The sequence below is a fragment of the Nocardioides sp. F233 genome (genome assembly GCF_057813895.1).
In genome coordinates this window covers 1180659-1198612 of the sequence record NZ_JBVASH010000001.1, presented here as the reverse complement: position 1 = coordinate 1198612, position 17954 = coordinate 1180659, and the positions used below count along the sequence as shown (strand labels likewise).

Annotated in this window: 19 protein-coding genes; 4 read left to right on the top strand and 15 right to left on the bottom strand. The window is 73.5% G+C overall.

Features of this window, described 5'->3' with window-relative positions:
• The first annotated feature begins 33 nt into the window (after positions 1-33).
• A complete protein-coding gene (locus ACZYRU_RS05770) occupies positions 34-663 on the top strand; it encodes a TetR/AcrR family transcriptional regulator (protein ID WP_488956111.1) in 630 nt (209 codons plus the stop codon).
• Here ACZYRU_RS05770 and ACZYRU_RS05765 read toward each other — a convergent pair whose 3' ends face one another.
• From ACZYRU_RS05765 to ACZYRU_RS05745, 5 genes are all read right to left on the bottom strand, one after another.
• The gene (locus ACZYRU_RS05765; RefSeq protein WP_488956110.1) at positions 664-1359 is read right to left on the bottom strand and encodes a RibD family protein; all 696 of its coding nucleotides are present in this window, start codon (positions 1357-1359) and stop codon (positions 664-666) included.
• Complete coding sequence (locus ACZYRU_RS05760) at positions 1332-2156, bottom strand: lysylphosphatidylglycerol synthase domain-containing protein (protein ID WP_488956248.1); 825 nt, start codon at positions 2154-2156, stop codon at positions 1332-1334. The genes ACZYRU_RS05765 and ACZYRU_RS05760 overlap by 28 nt, the downstream gene beginning before the upstream one ends.
• Before the next feature lie 79 nt (positions 2157-2235).
• Entirely contained in the window at positions 2236-3240 is a 1005-nt protein-coding gene (locus tag ACZYRU_RS05755; RefSeq protein WP_488956109.1) for a glycosyltransferase family 4 protein, read from the bottom strand.
• The gene (locus ACZYRU_RS05750) at positions 3237-3635 is read right to left on the bottom strand and encodes a 6-pyruvoyl trahydropterin synthase family protein (protein ID WP_488956108.1); all 399 of its coding nucleotides are present in this window, start codon (positions 3633-3635) and stop codon (positions 3237-3239) included. Before ACZYRU_RS05750 ends, ACZYRU_RS05755 begins: the two co-directional genes overlap by 4 nt.
• Positions 3635-4636, bottom strand: coding sequence for a zinc-dependent alcohol dehydrogenase (locus ACZYRU_RS05745; RefSeq protein WP_488956107.1), 1002 nt, complete (start codon positions 4634-4636; stop codon positions 3635-3637). Before ACZYRU_RS05745 ends, ACZYRU_RS05750 begins: the two co-directional genes overlap by 1 nt.
• Before the next feature lie 83 nt (positions 4637-4719).
• Between ACZYRU_RS05745 and ACZYRU_RS05740 the strand changes: the two genes are divergently transcribed.
• Positions 4720-6870, top strand: coding sequence for a CDP-alcohol phosphatidyltransferase family protein (locus tag ACZYRU_RS05740; RefSeq protein WP_488956106.1), 2151 nt, complete (start codon positions 4720-4722; stop codon positions 6868-6870).
• Between the two features lie 53 nt (positions 6871-6923).
• A complete protein-coding gene (locus ACZYRU_RS05735; protein ID WP_488956105.1) occupies positions 6924-7310 on the top strand; it encodes a hypothetical protein in 387 nt (128 codons plus the stop codon).
• On the opposite strand, the gene ACZYRU_RS05730 is transcribed toward ACZYRU_RS05735, so the two are convergent.
• The 3 genes from ACZYRU_RS05730 to ACZYRU_RS05720 are packed head-to-tail and all read right to left on the bottom strand — an operon-like array spanning position 7287 to position 9618.
• Positions 7287-7970: an anti-sigma factor family protein gene (locus ACZYRU_RS05730; RefSeq protein ID WP_488956104.1), complete on the bottom strand. Its 684-nt coding sequence runs from the start codon at positions 7968-7970 to the stop codon at positions 7287-7289. The two genes, ACZYRU_RS05735 and ACZYRU_RS05730, sit on opposite strands and share 24 nt — an antisense overlap.
• Positions 7967-8479: a sigma-70 family RNA polymerase sigma factor gene (locus ACZYRU_RS05725; RefSeq protein ID WP_488956103.1), complete on the bottom strand. Its 513-nt coding sequence runs from the start codon at positions 8477-8479 to the stop codon at positions 7967-7969. Before ACZYRU_RS05725 ends, ACZYRU_RS05730 begins: the two co-directional genes overlap by 4 nt.
• Positions 8476-9618 (bottom strand): glycosyltransferase 87 family protein, encoded by a 1143-nt coding sequence (locus ACZYRU_RS05720; protein ID WP_488956102.1) that lies wholly within the window; start codon positions 9616-9618, stop codon positions 8476-8478. The genes ACZYRU_RS05725 and ACZYRU_RS05720 overlap by 4 nt, the downstream gene beginning before the upstream one ends.
• Before the next feature lie 22 nt (positions 9619-9640).
• On the opposite strand from ACZYRU_RS05720, the gene ACZYRU_RS05715 reads away from it, so the two are divergent.
• Positions 9641-10423, top strand: a complete 783-nt coding sequence (locus ACZYRU_RS05715) for an exodeoxyribonuclease III (protein WP_488956101.1) — start codon at positions 9641-9643, stop codon at positions 10421-10423.
• A gap of 217 nt (positions 10424-10640) precedes the next feature.
• On the opposite strand, the gene ACZYRU_RS05710 is transcribed toward ACZYRU_RS05715, so the two are convergent.
• From ACZYRU_RS05710 to ACZYRU_RS05680, 7 genes are all read right to left on the bottom strand, one after another.
• Positions 10641-11423, bottom strand: coding sequence for a glucosamine-6-phosphate deaminase (locus ACZYRU_RS05710; protein ID WP_488956100.1), 783 nt, complete (start codon positions 11421-11423; stop codon positions 10641-10643).
• Positions 11423-12547: an N-acetylglucosamine-6-phosphate deacetylase gene (gene nagA / locus ACZYRU_RS05705; protein ID WP_488956099.1), complete on the bottom strand. Its 1125-nt coding sequence runs from the start codon at positions 12545-12547 to the stop codon at positions 11423-11425. Before nagA ends, ACZYRU_RS05710 begins: the two co-directional genes overlap by 1 nt.
• Positions 12544-13428, bottom strand: coding sequence for an ROK family protein (locus ACZYRU_RS05700; protein WP_488956247.1), 885 nt, complete (start codon positions 13426-13428; stop codon positions 12544-12546). The genes nagA and ACZYRU_RS05700 overlap by 4 nt, the downstream gene beginning before the upstream one ends.
• An 11-nt stretch (positions 13429-13439) precedes the next feature.
• The gene (locus ACZYRU_RS05695) at positions 13440-14843 is read right to left on the bottom strand and encodes a glycoside hydrolase family 3 protein (protein WP_488956098.1); all 1404 of its coding nucleotides are present in this window, start codon (positions 14841-14843) and stop codon (positions 13440-13442) included.
• The gene (locus ACZYRU_RS05690; protein WP_488956097.1) at positions 14840-15682 is read right to left on the bottom strand and encodes a carbohydrate ABC transporter permease; all 843 of its coding nucleotides are present in this window, start codon (positions 15680-15682) and stop codon (positions 14840-14842) included. Before ACZYRU_RS05690 ends, ACZYRU_RS05695 begins: the two co-directional genes overlap by 4 nt.
• A 5-nt stretch (positions 15683-15687) precedes the next feature.
• Positions 15688-16587 carry a carbohydrate ABC transporter permease gene (locus tag ACZYRU_RS05685; RefSeq protein WP_488956096.1) on the bottom strand — a complete coding sequence of 300 codons (900 nt, stop codon included), beginning with the start codon at positions 16585-16587 and terminating at the stop codon, positions 15688-15690.
• 79 nt (positions 16588-16666) lie between these two features.
• Entirely contained in the window at positions 16667-17953 is a 1287-nt protein-coding gene (locus ACZYRU_RS05680) for an extracellular solute-binding protein (protein ID WP_488956095.1), read from the bottom strand.
• Between the last annotated feature and the right edge of the window lies 1 nt (position 17954).

Sequence of the window (17954 nt, the reverse complement as noted above, 5' to 3'; positions counted from 1 at the left end):
CGAACTTTACACCAGTGGAATATTGTCGAGCGGGTGAAGGAGGTCACGCCGCCCAAGCGCCGCTACGCCAAGCGGCTGCCCGTCGAGAAGCGCCGCGAGCACCTGCTCGACGCCGCCTCGCGGGTCCTGGTGCGCGACGGCTACGAGAAGGTCACCGTCGAGGCGATCGCCCGCGAGGCCGACGTGACCCGGCCGGTCGTCTACGCGGCGTACGACGGCCTCGAGCCGCTCCTGCACGCCCTCCTCGACCGCACCCAGCGCCGGGCCCTGGCCTCCGCGCTCCAGCTGATGCCGGAGCGCACCTTCGAGGGAGACGTCGACGACTGGATCCTCGCGGCCGCGGGCGGGCTGATCGACGTGGTCCAGCGCGAGCCGGAGACCTGGCGCCCGGTCCTCGGCCTCACCCAGAACGCGCCCGCCATCGTGCGGGACCGGATCGAGACGACCCGCGAGCTGATCCGCGGCTACATCGCCGATGCGCTGCAGGTCGGCCTCGAGCGGCGCGGCGGCCCGGACGTCGATGTCGACGTGCTCGCCCACCTGGTGATGATCACTGCCGAGCACTTCGGGCGGCTGGTGCTCGACCAACCGGAGAAGTACGACAAGGAGCGCCTGGTCGGCACGCTGGGGGGCCTGCTGAGCGCCACCCTGCCCCAGCCCTGATCAGCCGTCCGCGGCGAACCGCTCCGACAACGCGTAGCGCAGCAGCGCCACGTCGCCGATCGCCCGCGTCTCGACGAGCTCGGCCCGGCTGCCCGCGTGCCACGGGAACCCCCCGTCGCCGACGAACCGGCGGGCCTGCGAGTCCCCCACGAAGAACGGCGCGACGACCAGTTGCAGCTCGTCGGCGAGCCCCGCGGTGAGGAACTGGGTGTGGACGGTGCCGCCTCCCTCGACCATCAGCCGTCGTACGCCGCGCGAGCCCAGGTCGGCGACCAACGCGTCCATCCGCACCTCGGCGCCGAGCCCGACCACCTTGGCCTCCGCACCGACCCGGCTCTCGAGCTCGGGGACCGTCGTGTCCGGGCAGTAGACGAGCTTCTCGCCGTCGCCGTGGGTGAAGAACCGGGCGTCCGGGTCGAGGTCGCCCCGGCAGGTCAGGGTCACCTTGACCGGGCCGACCGGCAGACCTGCCGCGACCCGGCGCCGGCGCCGCTCCTCCGAGCGGACCTGCAGCCGCGGGTCGTCCTTGCGGACTGTCTCCGCGCCCACGAGGATCGCGTCGCAGCCCGCCCGCACCCCGTCGACGCGGTCGAAGTCGGCGTCGTTCGACAGCAGCAGCCGCTCCGCGCCGGCGCTGTCCAGGTAGCCGTCGAGGGAGATGCAGCAGCTCAGGAGGACGTACGGCCGCTGACCCATGCGGAGGCTCCTTCCAGTGCCAGGACGCCGGGCAGGGTCGCGACGAGCGACATCACGCCGTACACGACGGCGACCTCGACGCCGGTCGCCGCACCGAGCCCGGCCGCACCGAACACCCACGCCGCGGCACCCTCCCGCGGCCCCCAGCCGGCGATGCTCAGCGGGATGGCCGAGGCCAGCAGGACGAGGAACGCCAGCGCCACCAGGTGAGGGGTCGATGCCGTGACCCCGGCGGTACGCGCGGCGACGAGGAACACGACGACATGGCCGGTGGCCGCCAGCGCAGACAGCAGCAGCACCTGCGGCCACACCCCGCGGAGGGCGGCCGCGGCCTCGCGCCGGACCGGCGCGGCGCCGAGCACGGCGAGGCCGACGAGGACCAGCAGGGCCAGCCCGGCCAGGGCCCAGCCCCGCAGGGTCGGCGGCAGCAGCGGTACGACGGCCGCCGCGAGCGCGACCTGGACCGCCTGGCCACTCGCCCGGTCCCAGACCACCGAGCGCAGCCCGCGCCCGAGCGCACCCGCGTCCTGCCCGTGCCGGTAGCCGCGGTGCACGTCGCCGATCACGCCGCCGGGCAGGGTGGCGTTGAGCAGCTGGGCGCGGTAGCAGCTGCGGTAGGCCTCGCGGAACGGGATCGCCACGCCGAGCCCGGTCGTCAGCAGGCTCCAGCGCCGGGCGCAGCACGCCGTCGTCCCGGCCGTCACCACCAGCGCGACGGCCAGCGCACGGGCATCGGTGTGCGCCAGCCCGTCGAGGAACGGCCGCGCGCCCAGCCGGGCGGCGAGCGCGACCAGGATCGCGATCCCGGCGACCAGCCGGATCCGCGCCCCGAGCCTCGTCCTGTCGATGGCCGGCTCCTCTCCCCTGTCTCCCCCGCTACCCGTTGCCCATGAGTACGGCGGCCGGCGCGATCCGGTTCAGCACGCGGTCCACCTCGCTCGCCGTCCCGGGCCACGACCCCAGGTGCGGCCGGCGCTGCGCTGCGGCAGCTCTCCACCGCTCACGCAGCTCGGCATCGGCCAGCCAGGATCGCAGCGCGACCGCGAGCGCGGCCGGGGCGGCGACAGGGACGAGCAGGCCGGCCGTCCCCAGCGCCTCGGGATGCCCGCCGACGTCGGTGGCGATCGCCGGCAGGCCACGGGCCACTCCCTCGGCCAGCGCCATGCCGTAGGACTCCCGGTGCGACGGCGCCACGACGAGGTCGCTCGCCGATCGGACCTCCTCCACCGCCGCCGGCGGGAGCGGGCCGGTGAGCTCGATCCGGTCGGCGATACCGAGCCGGTCGACCTCGGCCCGGAAGGCGTCCGCGAACGCAGGCGCCAGGTCCACCGCCCCCACGCACCGGCAGGTCCAGTCGAGGTCGCGGACCTCGGCGAGGGCGGCGAGCAGGTCGTCGTACCCCTTGGCGGGGGTGAGCGGTCCGACGACGAGCAGGTTCGAGCCGGCCGCCGAGCCGGCGACGAGCGGGCCGGGGTCGACGCCGGGCAGGGCGACGTGCACCCGGTCGGCGGGCACCCCCACCTCGTCGACCACCCAGCGCCGGGTCCAGTCGCTCGTCGTCACGACGGCCGTCACCGAGCGCAGCACCGCCGGCTCGGCGGGTCCGGAGCCCGGCATGTGCAGCAGCACGGCCACCCGCAGCCGGCGGCTCTCTGCGACCAGGCACGCAGTCGTCGAGGCGACCAGCCCGTCGACCAGCACCACCGCTCCGTCGGGCAGTCCGGCCAGCACCCGGTCCAGGCCGACGGCACCGACCCGGTTCTCCCGAACCTCACGTCCCAGCGCGGTCAGACCTGTGATCAGCCGGCGGTCGTAGACGTTCCCGCCGCTCGGCCGCTGCGGGTCGTCGACGCCGTCGGGCACCAGGACGTGGAGCGTCACAACGCCCGCTCGTAGCTGGCCCATGCGACGTGCGACTCGTGCAGCGTCACCGTGATCGTGGCGAGGGTCCGTCCGCCCGGGCCGAGGTCGCCGGAGCCCGCGCGCTCGGCAAGCCGGTCGGCGACCCAGCGGGCGAGCACCTCGGTCGAGCTGTTCTGCCCGGCGAGCAGGTCCTCGTCGTCGAGGTTGCGGTAGTGCAGCCGACCGAGCACCTCGCGCACCACGTCGGTGGCCCGGCCGATGTCGACCAGGATCCCGTCGGCGTCGAGGTCGGCGCCGGCGAACGTCGCGTCGATGACGTACGTCGCGCCGTGCAGCCGCTGCGCCGGTCCGAACACCTCCCCGGTCAGGCTGTGCGCGATCATGATGTGGTCGCGGACGGTCACCCGGAACATCAGGCCTCCTCGTTGTCGTGGTGGTCGTGGGAGTAGTCGATCGAGTGGCACAGCCCCGGCATCGAGCCGGCGGCGATCTTCGCCATGACCTCGGGCAGCTCGCGGAAGGGCGAGCAGTCGGTGAGCAGTACGTCGAAGCCCGGGTCGCGGAGCAGCTCGAGCGCGAGCGCCAGCCGGTCGCGGTGGCTGCGCGAGTCCCGCCGGGCGGGCGCGACCATGCCGACCTGGCTGCTGCGCAGGGTGAGCCGGGCGGAGTGGAACGCCTCGCCGAGCGGCAGGCTGACCGGCCGGTCGCCGTACCAGGACAGGTCGAGGACCGTCCCCTCCGGCGCGACCAGCTCGAGGGACCGCCGCAGCCCGGCCTCGGTCGCGCTCGTGTGCACGACGAGGTCGCTGCGCCCGACATCGTCCGCGGCGCCGGCGAAGGCGACGCCCAGCGCGGCGGCCACCGCCGCCCGCCCCGGGTCGGTGTCGACGAGGGTCACGCTCACGCCGGGCACGCCCGCAGCAAGGCGCGCGACGCAGCAGCCCACCAGTCCGGCGCCGACGACGGTGACCCGGTCGCCGAGCAGCGGCGGCGCGTCCCACAGGGCGTTGAGTGCGGTCTCGACGGTGCCGGCGAGCACCGCCCGTTCCGGCGGGACGCCGTCGGGCACGGGGACGACCGCGGTGGCCGGTACGACGTACGCCGTCTGGTGCGGGTGCAGGCAGAACACGGTGCGGCCCACGAGTTCCTCGGGCCCGCGCTCGACGACGCCGACGTTGAGGTAGCCGTACTTCACCGGGCCCGGGAGCTCGCCCTCCTGGAAGGGTGCCCGCATCACGGCGTACTGGCTGGCGGGCACCCGGCCGCCGTGGACCAGGGTCTCGGTGCCGCGGCTGATCGCGGAACGGACCGTCCGGACCAGGACCTCGTCGGCCCGTGGCTCGCGGAGCGCGACCGGTCGGATCTCGCCGTGGCCGGGCTCGGTGATCCAGTAGGCCCACGCCTCGTCGACCACCCGGACTCCTCTCGTTGAACCGGCGCCGTGCGCTCGTCGTACCCGTCATTGCAGCCCGCTACAACCTAGGACACGGAGGTGCGATGGATCCGGTTCAGCTGGGCCCGGCCGACCGGGTGACCGCGGTGCGTGCCGCGCTCGCCGTGGGCGTCGCCGGGCTCACCGTCCGCGGCCTCGCCGACCCCCTGTCCGCGCGGCTCACGGCGGTCCTGGTCACGGTCGCCGCCGTGGCGCTGGTGCTCGATGCGGTCGACGGGTACGTCGCCCGCCGGACCGGTACGGCGAGCGCGTTCGGGGCGCGCTTCGACATGGAGACCGACGCCTTCCTGATCGCGGTGCTCAGCGTCCACGTGGCGCCGCAGGTCGGCTGGTGGGTGCTCGTGATCGGCGCGATGCGCTACGCGTACGTCGTCGCCGGGTGGGCGCTGCCGTGGCTGCGACGCCCGACGCCGCCGCGGTACTGGGCGAAGGTCGTCGCCGCGATCCAGGGCATCGTGCTGACCGTCGCGGCGTCCACCCTGCTGCCCGATCCGGTGGTCCGCCTGGCCGTCGGTGCCGCCCTCGCCCTGCTGGTGGAGTCCTTCGGCCACGACGCGATCTGGCAGTGGCGGCACCGCCACGACCCCGAACCCGTCACCCCGCCCCCGTCAGGGCTCGTCACCGCGACCGCGGTCGTCGCCGTCTGGCTGGCGCTCGCCCCGCCGCACGTGGCCGACGGGATCAGCCCCGCCGACTTCGCCCGGATCCCCGTCGAGGGGCTGGCGCTGGCGGCACTCGCGGTCGTGCTGCCGGCCCGCGGACGCCGCGTGCTGGCCGTCGTGCTGGGCCTCGTGGTCACCGCGCTCGCAGTGCTGCGCGGTCTCGGCCTCGGCTTCGACACCTACCTCGGCCGGCCCTTCGACGTGCTCGGTGACTGGTCCTACCTGCCCAAGGGGTACGAGGTCGTCCGCGACACCCGGGGCGGGGTGCTCGCGGTGCTCACCCTCGCCGGTGTGCTGGCGCTGGTGGCCGCGTTGGCCGTCGTGCTGACCTGGGCGGTGGGCCGGGCCACCCGGGCGTCGGCCGCACACCCGCGGACGACCTGGCGCTCGCTCGCCGCGCTCGGCACCGTGTGGGTGGTGTGCGCCGCCTTCGGCGGTCCGGTGGACCACGTCGCCGCCGCCGGGTCGGCCGGCCTGGTCATCGACACCGTCGACCAGGTCCGCGCCGACCGCCAGGACACCCGCGTCTTCGCCCGCGAGCTCGCCACCGACGCGTACGCCGCGACGCCCGGCGACCAGCTGCTGGGCGGCCTGCAGGGCAAGGACGTGCTGCTCGTCTGGTTCGAGAGCTACGGCCGGATCGCGCTGGAGGACAGCTGGTTCGCCCCGTCGGTCGTCAAGGTCCTCGAGCAGGGCAACCGCGAGCTGGCCGCCGCCGGCTACCAGTCCCGCAGCGCGTTCCTGACCTCGCCGACCTTCGGCGCCGGCAGCTGGCTGGCGCACGCGACCCTGCAGTCGGGCGCGTGGACGAGCAGCGAACGCCGCTACGGCCAGCTCCTCGACAGCGACCGCCTCAGCCTCACGCGCGCGTTCGGCTCTGCCGGCTGGCGCACGGTGTTCGACGTACCCGCCAACACCCGTGACTGGCCCGAAGGTGCGGCGTACTACGGCTTCGACAAGCTCTACGACTCCCGCAACGTCGGCTACCGCGGCCCCGAGTTCGGGTACGCACCGATGCCCGACCAGTACACGCTCGACCACCTCCGCACGGCGGAGCTCGCACCCGGGAGCCGGAAGCCGGTGTTCGCCGAGGTGGACCTGATCTCCAGCCACCACCCGTGGGCGCCGGTACCGCAGGAGGTGCCGTGGGCCGAGGTCGGCGACGGATCGGTGTACGACGGGATGCCGGAGCGCGGTCACGAGGGCGTCGACGGCCAGCGGCACCCGGAAACGGCGCAGGCGGACTACGCCGCGACCGTGCGGTACACGTGGCGCACGCTGATCTCGTTCCTGATGACCTACCCGGACCCGAACCGGGTGCTCGTGATCGTCGGGGACCACCAGCCGCACTCGTACGTGAGCGGCCGGAACCCCGGGCACGACGTACCGATCACGGTGCTCGCGCAGGACCCCGCCACCATCGCGCGGATCGACGGCTGGGGCTGGCAGCCCGGCATCCTGCCCTCCCCCGACGCGCCGGTGTGGCGGATGGACACGGTGCGCGACCGGTTCCTGGCGGCGTACGGGAAGTGAACCGGATGCCCCTCTCCTGCGTGTTCCCCTCAAACGAGCGTTAGGAGCGCGCGATGGGCATCCGAGTGATCGGTGCGCTGGCGGCCGTGGTGACGGCGGCGGTGCACCTCTACCTGTGGTTCGACGGGGTGCGCGACCAGGGCACGGTCGGGCAGCTGTTCGTGGTGAACGTGCTCGCGGGAGCGGTGATCGCCGTCCTCGTGGTCGCCTGGCGCAGCTGGATCCCGCTGTTCCTGCTGGCCGGCCTCGGCGCCACCACCCTGCTGGCGTTCATCATCGCCACGACCGGTGGGCTGTTCGGCATCCACACGTCGTGGGGCACCTGGTACGCGTGGCTGGCCGCGATCTCCGAGATCCTGGCGGTCGTGGTGGCCGTTGCCGCGGCGTCGGCGGAGGGCTGGTTCGCCTCGCTCCGCTCACTGCGCCAGGCGAAGGACTGAGTAGCCCGAGTCGGTCCGGACCTCGACCGACGCGATGTCGTCGGGGGCCACCGCCGTCGCCATGGTGACGTGGACCTCCTGGCCGTCGGCGGTGCGCCAGGTACCGACCTGCTCGGTCCGGCCGTCGGTCGCGGTCACCACGAGGACGTACGTCGCCGCGCCTGCCACCGGGCCCTCGTAGGTGCAGGTCAGGTCGATCTGCGTGCCCCAGCCGCGCCGGGTCAGCGAGACCCAGCCGGAGGACGGGGTGCCGAGGGCGTCCATCCGCTGCGCGGCGGCGAGCTGCTGCTGCGGGGGCTGGGCGTCGTCGCCCAGGGTGGTGCCGATCCCGACCGCGAGGAGCGCCAGGAGCACCGCGGCCGCGGCCACGAACGAGCCGACCGCGACGCGGCGCCGTCCCTGCGCCCGGCGTACCTCGGCCTGCATCGCCGGCAGCAGCGTCGCGGGCACCGGCTCGGCCGGCTGCAGCTGCTCGACCGTCTCCGCCTGCACCCGCCCCAGCAGGCCGGGGATCCCGGCCAGGTCGCGCAGCGCGCGGGTGCACTCGGCGCAGCCCGGCAGGTGGCGCTCGTACGCCGCCCGCTCCCCCGCTGCCAGCGCACCGAGGACGTAGACGCCGTCGAGGTGGGCGTACTCGCAGCTCGTTTCCGGCTGGATCATGACGCCACCCCCGTCTCCTCGAGGATCAGTCGCAGGGCGCGCAGCGCGTAGTGGGTGCGGGACTTCACGGTTCCTTCCGGGATGTCGAGGCGGCGGGCGGCCTCGGCCACCGACCGGCCCCGGTAGTAGCACTCGACGAGCACCGCGCGGTGGTCGTCGGAGAGCTGGCGCAGGGCGTCGGCGACGACCCACGACAGCAGCAGCTCGTCGGTCCCGTCGTCGGTGACCTCGCCCGGCGGCGGCTCGGCGGTCGCGAACTCGCGGGTGCCGCGCCGTGAGCGCCACTCGTCGATCACGATGTTGCGCGCGACGGTGAACAGCCAGGAGCGGACCGAGCCACGCGACTCGGTGAGGACCGCGGCGTTGCGCCAGGCGCGCAGCATCGTCTCCTGCGCGACGTCCTCCGCCCGGGCCCGGTCGTTGCCGGTCAGGTGCAGGCAGAAGCCCCACAGGGCTGCCGCGTGGTCGTCGTACAGCACCTGCATCGCTGTGGCCCGGTCCTCGGTCATCCGCACCTCCCGGCTGGGGATACGACGGGACTGCGTCGTCGGTTCAATGCTCCCGCGGCGACGATCGTGAGGACGAGCGCGGCGAGGAGGTAGGCGTTGCCCGGCACCTGCTCGAACCAGCGCCAGTCGTACTCCCGGCCCTGCCCCCACGGCGGCCAGACGAACGGCCGGGCAACGAAGACGGCGACCCAGGCACCGGCTGCTGCCCGGTTGCGGTGCCAGAGGACGAGCGTGATCGGGACCGCCCAGACCCAGTGGTGCGACCAGGACACCGGCGAGGCGACGAGCATCGCGACCGCGGCCAGGCAGAGCGCGGCGGTGCGATCGTCGGCCCACCACCTCCGGGCGACGGCCAGGATCGCGATGGCGACCGGGCCGGCGACGGCGAGCCAGAGCCAGGTCGGCGCCGGCTCCCCGACCAGGCGGGTGAGGGCGCCGTACGCCGACTGGTTGTGGGCCAGCGCCGGCGGCCCTACGCGACGGGCGTCGAGCAGCCCGTCGGTCCAGTACGACGCCGCGGAGCCCGGCAGCGCCAGTGCTCCCAGGAGGACGGTGCCGGCGAAGGTGAGGATCGCCCGCCGTGCTGCAGCACGGTGGCCCACGAGGACGAGGAGGACCACGAAGACGAGCGGGGTGAGCTTGAGCCCCGCGGCGATCCCGACCAGGACGCCGGACCAGCGCTGCTCGGGCTTCTGCAGGTCGACCACGAGGGCCAGCATCAACAGCAGGTTGACCTGGCCGAACGAGAGCGTCTGCCAGACCGGCTCCAGGGCCAGCGCGGCGACACCGAGTGCCGCGACCGCTGCGGGGTGTGGTTGTCGGCCCCGGGTCCGGAGCACCAGCGTGATGGCCGCCAGCAGGGCCGCGACCGAGGCGGCGGTCCACAGCGCCGCGGCTGCAGTGCTCGGGAGGACGGCGAGCGGGACCATGAGCAGGGCGGCGAAGGGCGGGTACGTGAACGGGTAGCCGGTGACCGGGTCGTCGGCGGCGTAGAGCCCCGTCTGGTGCAGGACCGCGCTGCCGCCGTACCGGTAGACGTGGAGGTCGGGGAACCCACCCGCGACCGCACCGGCGACCAGCGCGCCGAGGACGACCCCGGCGACGCACGCCGGGCCGACTCCCCGCCGTACGCGGTCCATGCCTGCAGATTAGGGTTGCCCGGTGCGACTGGCCACCTGGAACGTCAACTCCCTGCGCACGCGGATCGACCGCGTGGAAGCCTTCCTCGACCGGCACGAGATCGACGTGCTCGCCGTCCAGGAGACCAAGGCCCGCGAGGAGCAGCTCCCGCTGATGGGCCTGCAGGCGCGCGGCTACGAGGTCGCCGCCCACGGCCTGAACCAGTGGAACGGCGTCGCGATCTTCAGCCGGGTCGGCCTCGACGACGTCACCGTCGGCTTCCCCGAGCAGCCCGGCTTCGGCGAGGCGCTCGAGGTCGAGGCCCGCGCGCTCGGCGCGACCTGCGGCGGCGTCCGGGTGTGGAGCCTGTACGTCCCCAACGGACGCAAGCCCGACGACCCGCACTACGTCTACAAGCTGGACTGGCTGGCCCGGCTGCGCACCGCTGCCTCGCCCTGGCTCGATGTGCCGACCGCCCTCGTCGGCGACTGGAACATCTGCCCCACCGACGACGACGTCTTCGACATCGCCCAGTTCAAGAACTCCACCCACGTCACCCCCGCCGAGCGCGCCGCCTTCCAGGCCTTCCTCGACGGCGGCTGGTCCGAGGTCACCCGTGCCCACGCGCCCGGCTACACGTACTGGGACTACTACCGCCAGCGCTTCGAGCGTGACCGCGGGCTGAAGATCGACTTCGTCCTCGGCTCCGCGTCGTTCGCCGAGCGGGTCACCGGGGCATTCATCGACCGGGAGGAGCGTGATCCGGCGGTCTTCCCGGCCGCTCCGTCCGACCACGCGCCGGTGGTCGTGGACCTGGCCGACTGAGCGCGGGGACGCCGGCCCTTGTAACTAAGTGTTACGTACCGCTTTTCGCGGCCAGAGCACCCGGGTAGATGTCACAGCGCCCGGGTAGTTGCGCCGACCGACCATCGGACCGGTTGAGATGACCTGAGCGCGTTCCGCGGCCATCCACCCGGGTGCTGTGGCTGCCACCCGGGCGTTGTTGCACCGAATTCTGTGCTGTAACCCTTAGTTACAAGCGCTACAGCGCCTGCCAGGCCGGCTTGGCGTCGTACACCTCCCGGTAGTGGTCGCGCCGAGCGAGCTCGCCGGCGGCAGCCGCGTCGCAGAGCACGGTGACGTGCGGGTGCAGCTGGAGCACCGAGGCCGGGCACGACGCGGAGACCGGGCCCTCGACAGCCGCGGCGAGCGCGGCGGCCTTGCCGGCGCCGGTGGCGAGGAGCAGCAGGTGCCGGGCACGCAGGATGGTGCCGAGGCCTTGGGTGAGGACGTGCCGGGGCACGTCGTCGATCGAGCCGAAGAAGCGGGCGTTGTCGCGCCGGGTCTCCTCGGTCAGGGTCTTGAGGCGGGTCAGCGAGGCGAGCGACGAGCCGGGCTCGTTGAAGGCGAGGTGACCGTCGGAGCCGATGCCGAGGACCTGGACGTCAATGCCGCCCGCAGCGACGAGCGCCTCCTCGTAGCGCTCCCCCGCGGTCGGCAGCCCAGCCACGTCCGGTGAGGGCCCCTGCACGCGGTCGGCCGGGATGCCGAGCGGGTCGGTGAGCTCGCGGGCGATGGTGGCGCGGTAGCTCTCGGGATGGCCGGGCGGGAGGCCGACGTACTCGTCGAGGGTGAAGCACCGCACCCCGTCGTACGACGGCCCGAGGCCCGCCGAGTGACGCCGGATCAGCTCCCGGTACGTCGGCAGCGGGGTCGAGCCCGTCGCCAGCCCGAGCACGCCGGCGCCTGAGCGGACCGCGGCCTCGATCACGTCCGCACCCAATGCGGCGACCTCCTCGGCCGAGGACAGCGGGACGACCTCCATCAGCGCTCACCTTCCAGCGATCCCAGTGATCCGTGCAGCAGCCGACCGCCCACGACCGTGGCGACCACGTCCAGGTTGTCGTCGACGAGGGTCAGGTCGCCGCGTGCACCGGCGGCCAGTCGGCCGCGTGAGGCATCGCCGACCAGGTCCGCCGCGACCGACGTGCAGCAGCCCACGACCTCCTCCAGCGACCACTCGGTCGCGGACCGCAGCACCCGGAGGCACTCGGACAGGGAAGCGGCCGAGCCGGCGAGGGTGCCGTCCTCGAGCCGCACCGTCCCCTGCCGTACGACGACCGCCTGGTCCCCCAGCCGGGAAGGCCCGTCCGGCATGCCGAGCGCGGCGGTGCAGTCCGTGACGGCCAGCAGCCGCGACGGGCCGAGGGCGCGGGCCCAGCCGGCGAGGGTGGTCGGGTGCAGGTGGTGCCCGTCGGCGATCACGCCGGCGACGAGTCGATCGTCCGCGAGCGCCGCGCCGACCGGCCCGGGCGCGCGGCCGGCCATGGCGGGCATCGCGTTCCCGAGGTGCGTGAAGGACCGTGCGCCGCGCTCGACGGCCGCGGCCACCTGCTCGGCGCTGGCCTCGGTGTGGCCGACAGCGACGAGGACGCCGGCGTCGACCAGCCTCGAGATCACGTCGAGCGCGCCACGCAGCTCGGGCGCGATGGTCACCATCGCCACCCCGGCTTCGCGCGACCAGCCGGCGATCACCTCCGCGGACGGCGGGACCAGCCACGCCGCCGGGTGGGCGCCCTTGCGCGCGGGCGCGATCATCGGCCCCTCGAAGTGCAGTCCGAGCGGCCACGCTCCTGCCCAACCGGGAGGCGGTCCGGCCGCCAGGGTCTCCAGGGCACTCGCCCGGGCAACGGGCGAGGACGTGATGACCGTCGGCAGGAACGCGGTCACGCCGTACCTCGGCAGTGCCGCCGCCACCTCCCACAGCCGCGTCGGCTCGAGGGTCAGGTCGATGCCGGCCGCGCCGTTGACCTGGAGGTCGATCAGGCCGGGCAGCACAGTCAGCCCGGACGCGTCGTACGCCGGACCTTCCGCGGCCCCGGAGGCCACCACGCCGTCCACGACCGTGACGTCGACCGATCCCCCGACCACCCGCAACGAGCCCGTCATGACGCCCCCAGCAGCGCAGCGCCGAGCGCCGCGACCGGCCGATCCAGCGGCGCCAGCCGCAACCGCCCGGCCAGGTCGAGCGAGCGCAGGAACGGCGACGCCGCGGCCTGCTCGGCCAGCGCGTGCGCGACGGCGACCCGCAGCCGCTCGCCGACCTGCGCCACCCCGCCACCGAGCACGACGACCGTGGGGTCGACGGTCAACGCCACCAGGCGTACGGCGTCCGCGACCCGCGCCGCGAACCGGTCCCGCACCGCCGCGGCCTCGACCGAGCCGGCGGCTGCCGCGTCGAAGAGCGCCTGTGCCGCGGGCTGGCCGTTGCCGGGCCAGAGCGCGGCGATCGCCGAGCCGGAGGCGACCGTCTCGAGGCAGCCGACCTGCCCGCACTCGCAGCGCGGACCGGCCGGGTCGACGGGGATGTGCCCGATCTCGCCCGCCGCGTTGCGCGATCCCCGCCGCACCGCACCGTCGAGGACGAGGGCGGCAGCGAGGCCGGTGCCGAGGCTGAGGTACCCGAGGTCCCGCTCCCCCAGCAGCGCGGCCGCACCGAGGGCCGCCGCGTTGGCGTCGTTGTCGAGCACGACCCGGGCGCCGGTGGCGGTGCCGAGCCGCTCGCTGAACGGGTACCCGTCGGCAACGCCGAGGTTCACCGCGTGCCGCACCGTGCCGTGCTCGACGTCGACCAGTCCGGGGATCCCGACGCCGACCACGCCGCGTCCCGCGGACCCGGCCGCAGCACGCAGCTTCTCGACCACCTCGGCCGCCGACGCGACCACCCGGTCACCGCCGGTCGGGCTGGCGACCCGCACCGACGCGAGCACCTCTCCCTGAGCCGACGCCACGACCCCGAGGATCTTGGTCGCGCCGATGTCCAGTCCCATGAGCACGCCGCTCACCTGCTCCAGCCCGCCTCTCGAAGAATCGATGTCACCGCCGCGATCGACGGCTGCCCGTTGCCCCGGGTGCAGATCCGCGCGTGCGGCGCGGCCTCCCACCCGGTCCGGGGGCCGGGCCAGCCCCACTCGACGACGACCAGTGGCCCCGGGTGCGCGGCCAGCGCGGCGCTCGCCTCGGCACGTCGGTGCGCATCCCGGACCTGTACGACGACCGGCCCGGTCGGCAGCGCCGCACCGGCCGCCACCACCAGATCAGGTGAGAGCCCCCAACGCCCCGCGCCCACGGCGATGTTGGCCTCGGTCTCCACGCTCACGACCCGAGCACCGGCCAGGTCCGGCAGCGCGCCCTCGACCACGCACGCCTGCCGCGCCGCAGCCACCAGCGCATCCGGGTCCGGCAGCACCCCGGCCAAGCCCGCGCCTCGCCCGATCCGCCCGGCCCGCGCGGCTGCCTCGACCAGGCGGACGACGGGCAGCCGCCCGGACGCGACGGCGTCGACCACCGCCGCCTGGACCTCCCGGACGAGCGAGGCCGGCTTGTCGGGGCCGATGCAGAGCAGGTCGCAGCCGGCGGCGAGCGCGAGCACCGCAGCCTCCGGGATCCCCCGAGAGGCGGAGGCGCCGGCCATGTCGAGCGCGTCGCTGACGATCGCGCCGTCGTACCCCAGCTCCTCGCGCAGCAGCGCCAGCACGGGTGCTGACAAGGTCGCCGGTAGGTCCGGATCCACCGCGGGGACGAGGATGTGCGAGGTCATGACCGACGCCGCGCCCGCCTGCACCGCAGCAGCGAAGGGCACCAGCTCGCGTCCCCGCACGACCGAGGCGTCCGCAGCGAGCACCGGCAGCGTCAGGTGGCTGTCCTGACCCGTGTCGCCGTGCCCGGGGAAGTGCTTCACGCAGGCCGCGACACCGGCCGACTGCAGCCCGGACACCCACGCCGCCACGTGCCGCGCCACCAGCTCAGGATCCGCACCGAAGCTGCGGGTGCCGATCACCGGGTTGTCCGGGTTGCTGTTGACGTCGGCGACCGGCCCGAGGTCGAGGTCGATCCCGACAGACGCGAGCTCCGCACCGACCGCGAGACCGACCGACCGGGTCAGCGCGACCGAGTCGACCGCGCCCAGCACCGCCGCACCCGGCATCGGGCTCGCCGTGCGCGTGTGCAGGCGGGTGACGTCGCCACCCTCCTCGTCCGTGGCGACCAGCGCCGCGGGACGGCAGGACCGGATCTCCCGCACCAGGTCCGCGACATCGGAGAGCGATCCGGTCAGGTTGGACCCGAACAGGCAGATCCCGCCGAGTCCGTCCTCCAGCAGCTCCGCCCACTCGTCGGTGAGCACCGGACCGGCGAAGGACGCCAGCTGCACCTCGAGCGCGAGGCGCTCGACACCAGCGCTCATCCCTTCACCGCACCCGCGGTCAGGCCGGTCACCATCCGGCGCTGGACGAGGAGGAAGAACACGATGACCGGGATCGTGATCAGCGTCGACGACGCCATGATCGCGCCCCAGTCGACGCCACGGCTGCGCGAGTCGGTGAAGGCCACCAGCCACACCGGCAGCGTCTTGCTGCCCGGGTCGGTCATCACGACGACCGCCAGCGTGAACTCGTTCCAGGCCTGGATGAACCCGAAGACGCCGGTGGCCACCAGGCCCGGCGCGAGCAGCGGCAGGGTCACCCGGAAGAACGCCCCCGTGCGCGAGCAGCCGTCCATCATGGCGGCCTCCTCGAGCTCGCGCGGCACCCCGTCGACGAACCCGCGCAGGGTCCACACGGTGAACGGCAGCACGCCGGCGACGTACACCAGTGTCAGGCCGATCACCGAGTTGAGCAGGCCCATCCCGTCGAGCATCTTGTACTGGCTGATGAACAGCGCCTCGGCCGGGATCATCTGGATGAGCAGCAGCGTGAGGATGAAGGTACGACGCCCGCGGAACCGGAACCTGCTCACCGCCACCGCCGCCAGGAAGGCGAACAGGATCGCCACGACGACCGTCAGCAGGGTGACGCTGAGGCTGGTCACCATCGCGTCACCGAAGCCGTCGTCGCCGAGGACCTTGCGGTAGTTGGCGAGGGTGCCGTGCCACGGGAACAGCACCGGGTCCTCGCCCTTGATCCGGTTGCGCGGCAGGAACGACCGGCTGACCATCCAGTAGACCGGGAAGACGCAGGCGAGCAGGACCAGGATGCCGACCAGGTCGGCACCGATCCGCACGGCGGTGGGCGTACGACGAGCCATGCCGCTCAGTCCTCTTCCTGCTTGATCATCAGCCGGACGTACGGCGCGGTGAGCACGATCGTCAGCAGCAGCATGAACATCGCGGCGGCCGCCGCGGTGCCGAAGTCCCCGCCCTTGATGCCGAGCGTGTAGATGTAGGTGCCGAGCACGTTGGTGTCGGTGCTGACCCCGCCTGCCTTCTGGAGCGTGTAGATCTGCGTGAACACCCGCAGGTCCCAGATGACCTGCAGCAGCACGACCACCAGCAGCACCGGCCGGATCGCCGGCAGCACGACGTGGACGAACCGCTGCCACGGCGTGGCGCCGTCGATCTCGGCGGCCTCCACGACGTCCTCGGGGACCTGGGTGAGCGCGGCGTACAGCGTGAACACGACGAACGGGACACTCATCCAGACCACGATGATCGTGGCGACGAGGAAGAACGACCACGGGTCGAGCAGCCAGCCGTGGCCCTCGAAGTCGCCACCCGCCCGGGTGAGCATCCAGTTGACGACGCCGTACTCGGTGTCGAAGAGGAACTGCCACACCGTCATCGCCGCGACGACCGGCATCGCCCACGCGAGCAGGAGGCCGCACTGGGCGAGGATCCGCACCGGCCGGCTCATCCGGGCCATCAGCAGCGCCAGGCCCAGGCCGATGCCGAACGTCAGGCCGGCGTTGACGAAGCAGAAGGCGACCGTGCGCAGCACCACGACCCACAGCTCGCTGTCGGTCAGCAGGTCGACGTAGTTGCCGAGCCCGTTCCAGGCCGGCGGCTGGCCGAACTGCTGGGCCAGGCCGAACTCCTGCAGCGACAGCACCACCTGGCGCACCAGCGGGTAGCCGAGCGCGAGGGCGAGCAGCGCGGTCGCGGGAAGCACGAGACCCAGCGGGAGGCTGGTACGACGGGCAGCGGGGCGGGTCACGATGCTCCTCTCAGGGCAGGGGTGGACGGCACGGTGTCCGGCCGGCTGGGGGCCGGCCGGACACCGTCGATGATGCAGCTCAGTTGAGCTCGGCGTCGATCTGCTCGTCAGCGGCGGCCGCGAGCTTCTTCACGTCGCCGCCCTGCGCGATCTTGCTGTAGAGGTCCTCGAGCACGAACTTGCCCTCGACGGTCGCCCAGTTGGCGGCCGGCGGGGTGAGCTTGGCGTTCGACGCGGCCGCGATGGTGGCCTGGGCGAACTCGTCGTCGCCGAGCTTGGCGGCGTACGACTGCCGGGCCGGGGTGAGACCGGCCTCGGCGAGGATCGTCTGGTAGTCCTCGCTCAGCATCAGGGAGACCACGTCGCGCGAGAGGTCCTGGTTGGGCGACTTCGCGGAGATCGCGATGTTCGAGCCGCCGAGGAGCACCGGGGCGGGCTCGCCGTCGCCGCCCGGGAGGGCGAAGACGCCGACCTGCTTCGCGAGGTCCGGGCAGCCGCTCTCGGGGTCGGTGAGCATGCCCTCGACCCAGCCGGGGCGGGACATCATGCCGATCTTGCCGGCGCAGAACGGCGTCACCGGGTCGGACTCGTTGGCGTCGGCAGGCGCGCCGGAGGCCGAGGTGTAGAGGTCCTGGAAGGCCTCGAGGCCCGTGATCGAGTCGGGCGTGGAGAGGGTCGCCTTCCAGCCGTCGCCGTCGGCCTGGGCGAAGTCACCACCGGCGTCCCAGAGGAAGGCCGCGCCGTCACGCCAGTCCTTGCCGGGCAGCCAGTAGCCCGAGAAGTCGGCCTGTCCGCTGTCCTGCTTGAGCTTCTTGGCCGCGGCGACGAAGTCGGCCATCGTGGCCGGGACCTCGGTGATACCGGCCTTCTCGAAGAGGTCCTTGCGGTAGAAGACGTAGGTCGAGCCCGCGTAGTAGGGCACCGCGAACGTCTTGCCGTCGGCCGAGCCGGCCTCCACGAAGCCCGGCAGCAGGTCGTCGCCGCCGAGGTCGGCGAGGTCGCCGGTCAGGTCGCTGAACGCGCCCACGGTGGTGAACGTCGCGGCCTGGGTGTTGCCGACCTCGACCACGTCGGGGGTCTGGTCGGCGGAGGTCAGCGCGGTGGTGAGCCGCTCGACGAGCCCCTCCCACTCCTGCTGCTCGATCTTGAGGGTGGAGCCGGGGTGCTCCTTCTCGAAGGTCTCCTTGAGCCAGGTGCGGGCGGAGTCCGGCGTGTCCGCGCCGTTGAGCCACACCACGATCTCGGCCTTGTCGGGGCCGCCGCCGGCGTCCTCCTTGTCGGAGCCGCAGGCACTGGTCACGCCCAGCAGGGCGGTGATGGCTGCGACGGCCACGCTCTTCGTGGCCAGGGTCTTGTTGAGTCGCACC

Bases quoted from the DNA above. Each gene is read 5' to 3' on its own strand.
- ACZYRU_RS05740 (WP_488956106.1), top strand. From the start codon at position 4,720: ATGGATCCGGTTCAGCTGGGCCCGGCCGACCGGGTGACCGCGGTGCGT.
- ACZYRU_RS05730 (WP_488956104.1), bottom strand. From the start codon at position 7,970: ATGATCCAGCCGGAAACGAGCTGCGAGTACGCCCACCTCGACGGCGTC.
- ACZYRU_RS05690 (WP_488956097.1), bottom strand. From the start codon at position 15,682: ATGGCTCGTCGTACGCCCACCGCCGTGCGGATCGGTGCCGACCTGGTC.
- ACZYRU_RS05765 (WP_488956110.1), bottom strand. From the start codon at position 1,359: ATGGGTCAGCGGCCGTACGTCCTCCTGAGCTGCTGCATCTCCCTCGAC.
- nagA (WP_488956099.1), bottom strand. From the start codon at position 12,547: ATGACGGGCTCGTTGCGGGTGGTCGGGGGATCGGTCGACGTCACGGTC.
- ACZYRU_RS05720 (WP_488956102.1), bottom strand. From the start codon at position 9,618: ATGGACCGCGTACGGCGGGGAGTCGGCCCGGCGTGCGTCGCCGGGGTC.
- ACZYRU_RS05695 (WP_488956098.1), bottom strand. From the start codon at position 14,843: ATGAGCGCTGGTGTCGAGCGCCTCGCGCTCGAGGTGCAGCTGGCGTCC.
- ACZYRU_RS05750 (WP_488956108.1), bottom strand. From the start codon at position 3,635: ATGTTCCGGGTGACCGTCCGCGACCACATCATGATCGCGCACAGCCTG.
- ACZYRU_RS05700 (WP_488956247.1), bottom strand. From the start codon at position 13,428: ATGGGACTGGACATCGGCGCGACCAAGATCCTCGGGGTCGTGGCGTCG.
- ACZYRU_RS05735 (WP_488956105.1), top strand. From the start codon at position 6,924: ATGGGCATCCGAGTGATCGGTGCGCTGGCGGCCGTGGTGACGGCGGCG.
- ACZYRU_RS05725 (WP_488956103.1), bottom strand. From the start codon at position 8,479: ATGACCGAGGACCGGGCCACAGCGATGCAGGTGCTGTACGACGACCAC.
- ACZYRU_RS05710 (WP_488956100.1), bottom strand. From the start codon at position 11,423: ATGGAGGTCGTCCCGCTGTCCTCGGCCGAGGAGGTCGCCGCATTGGGT.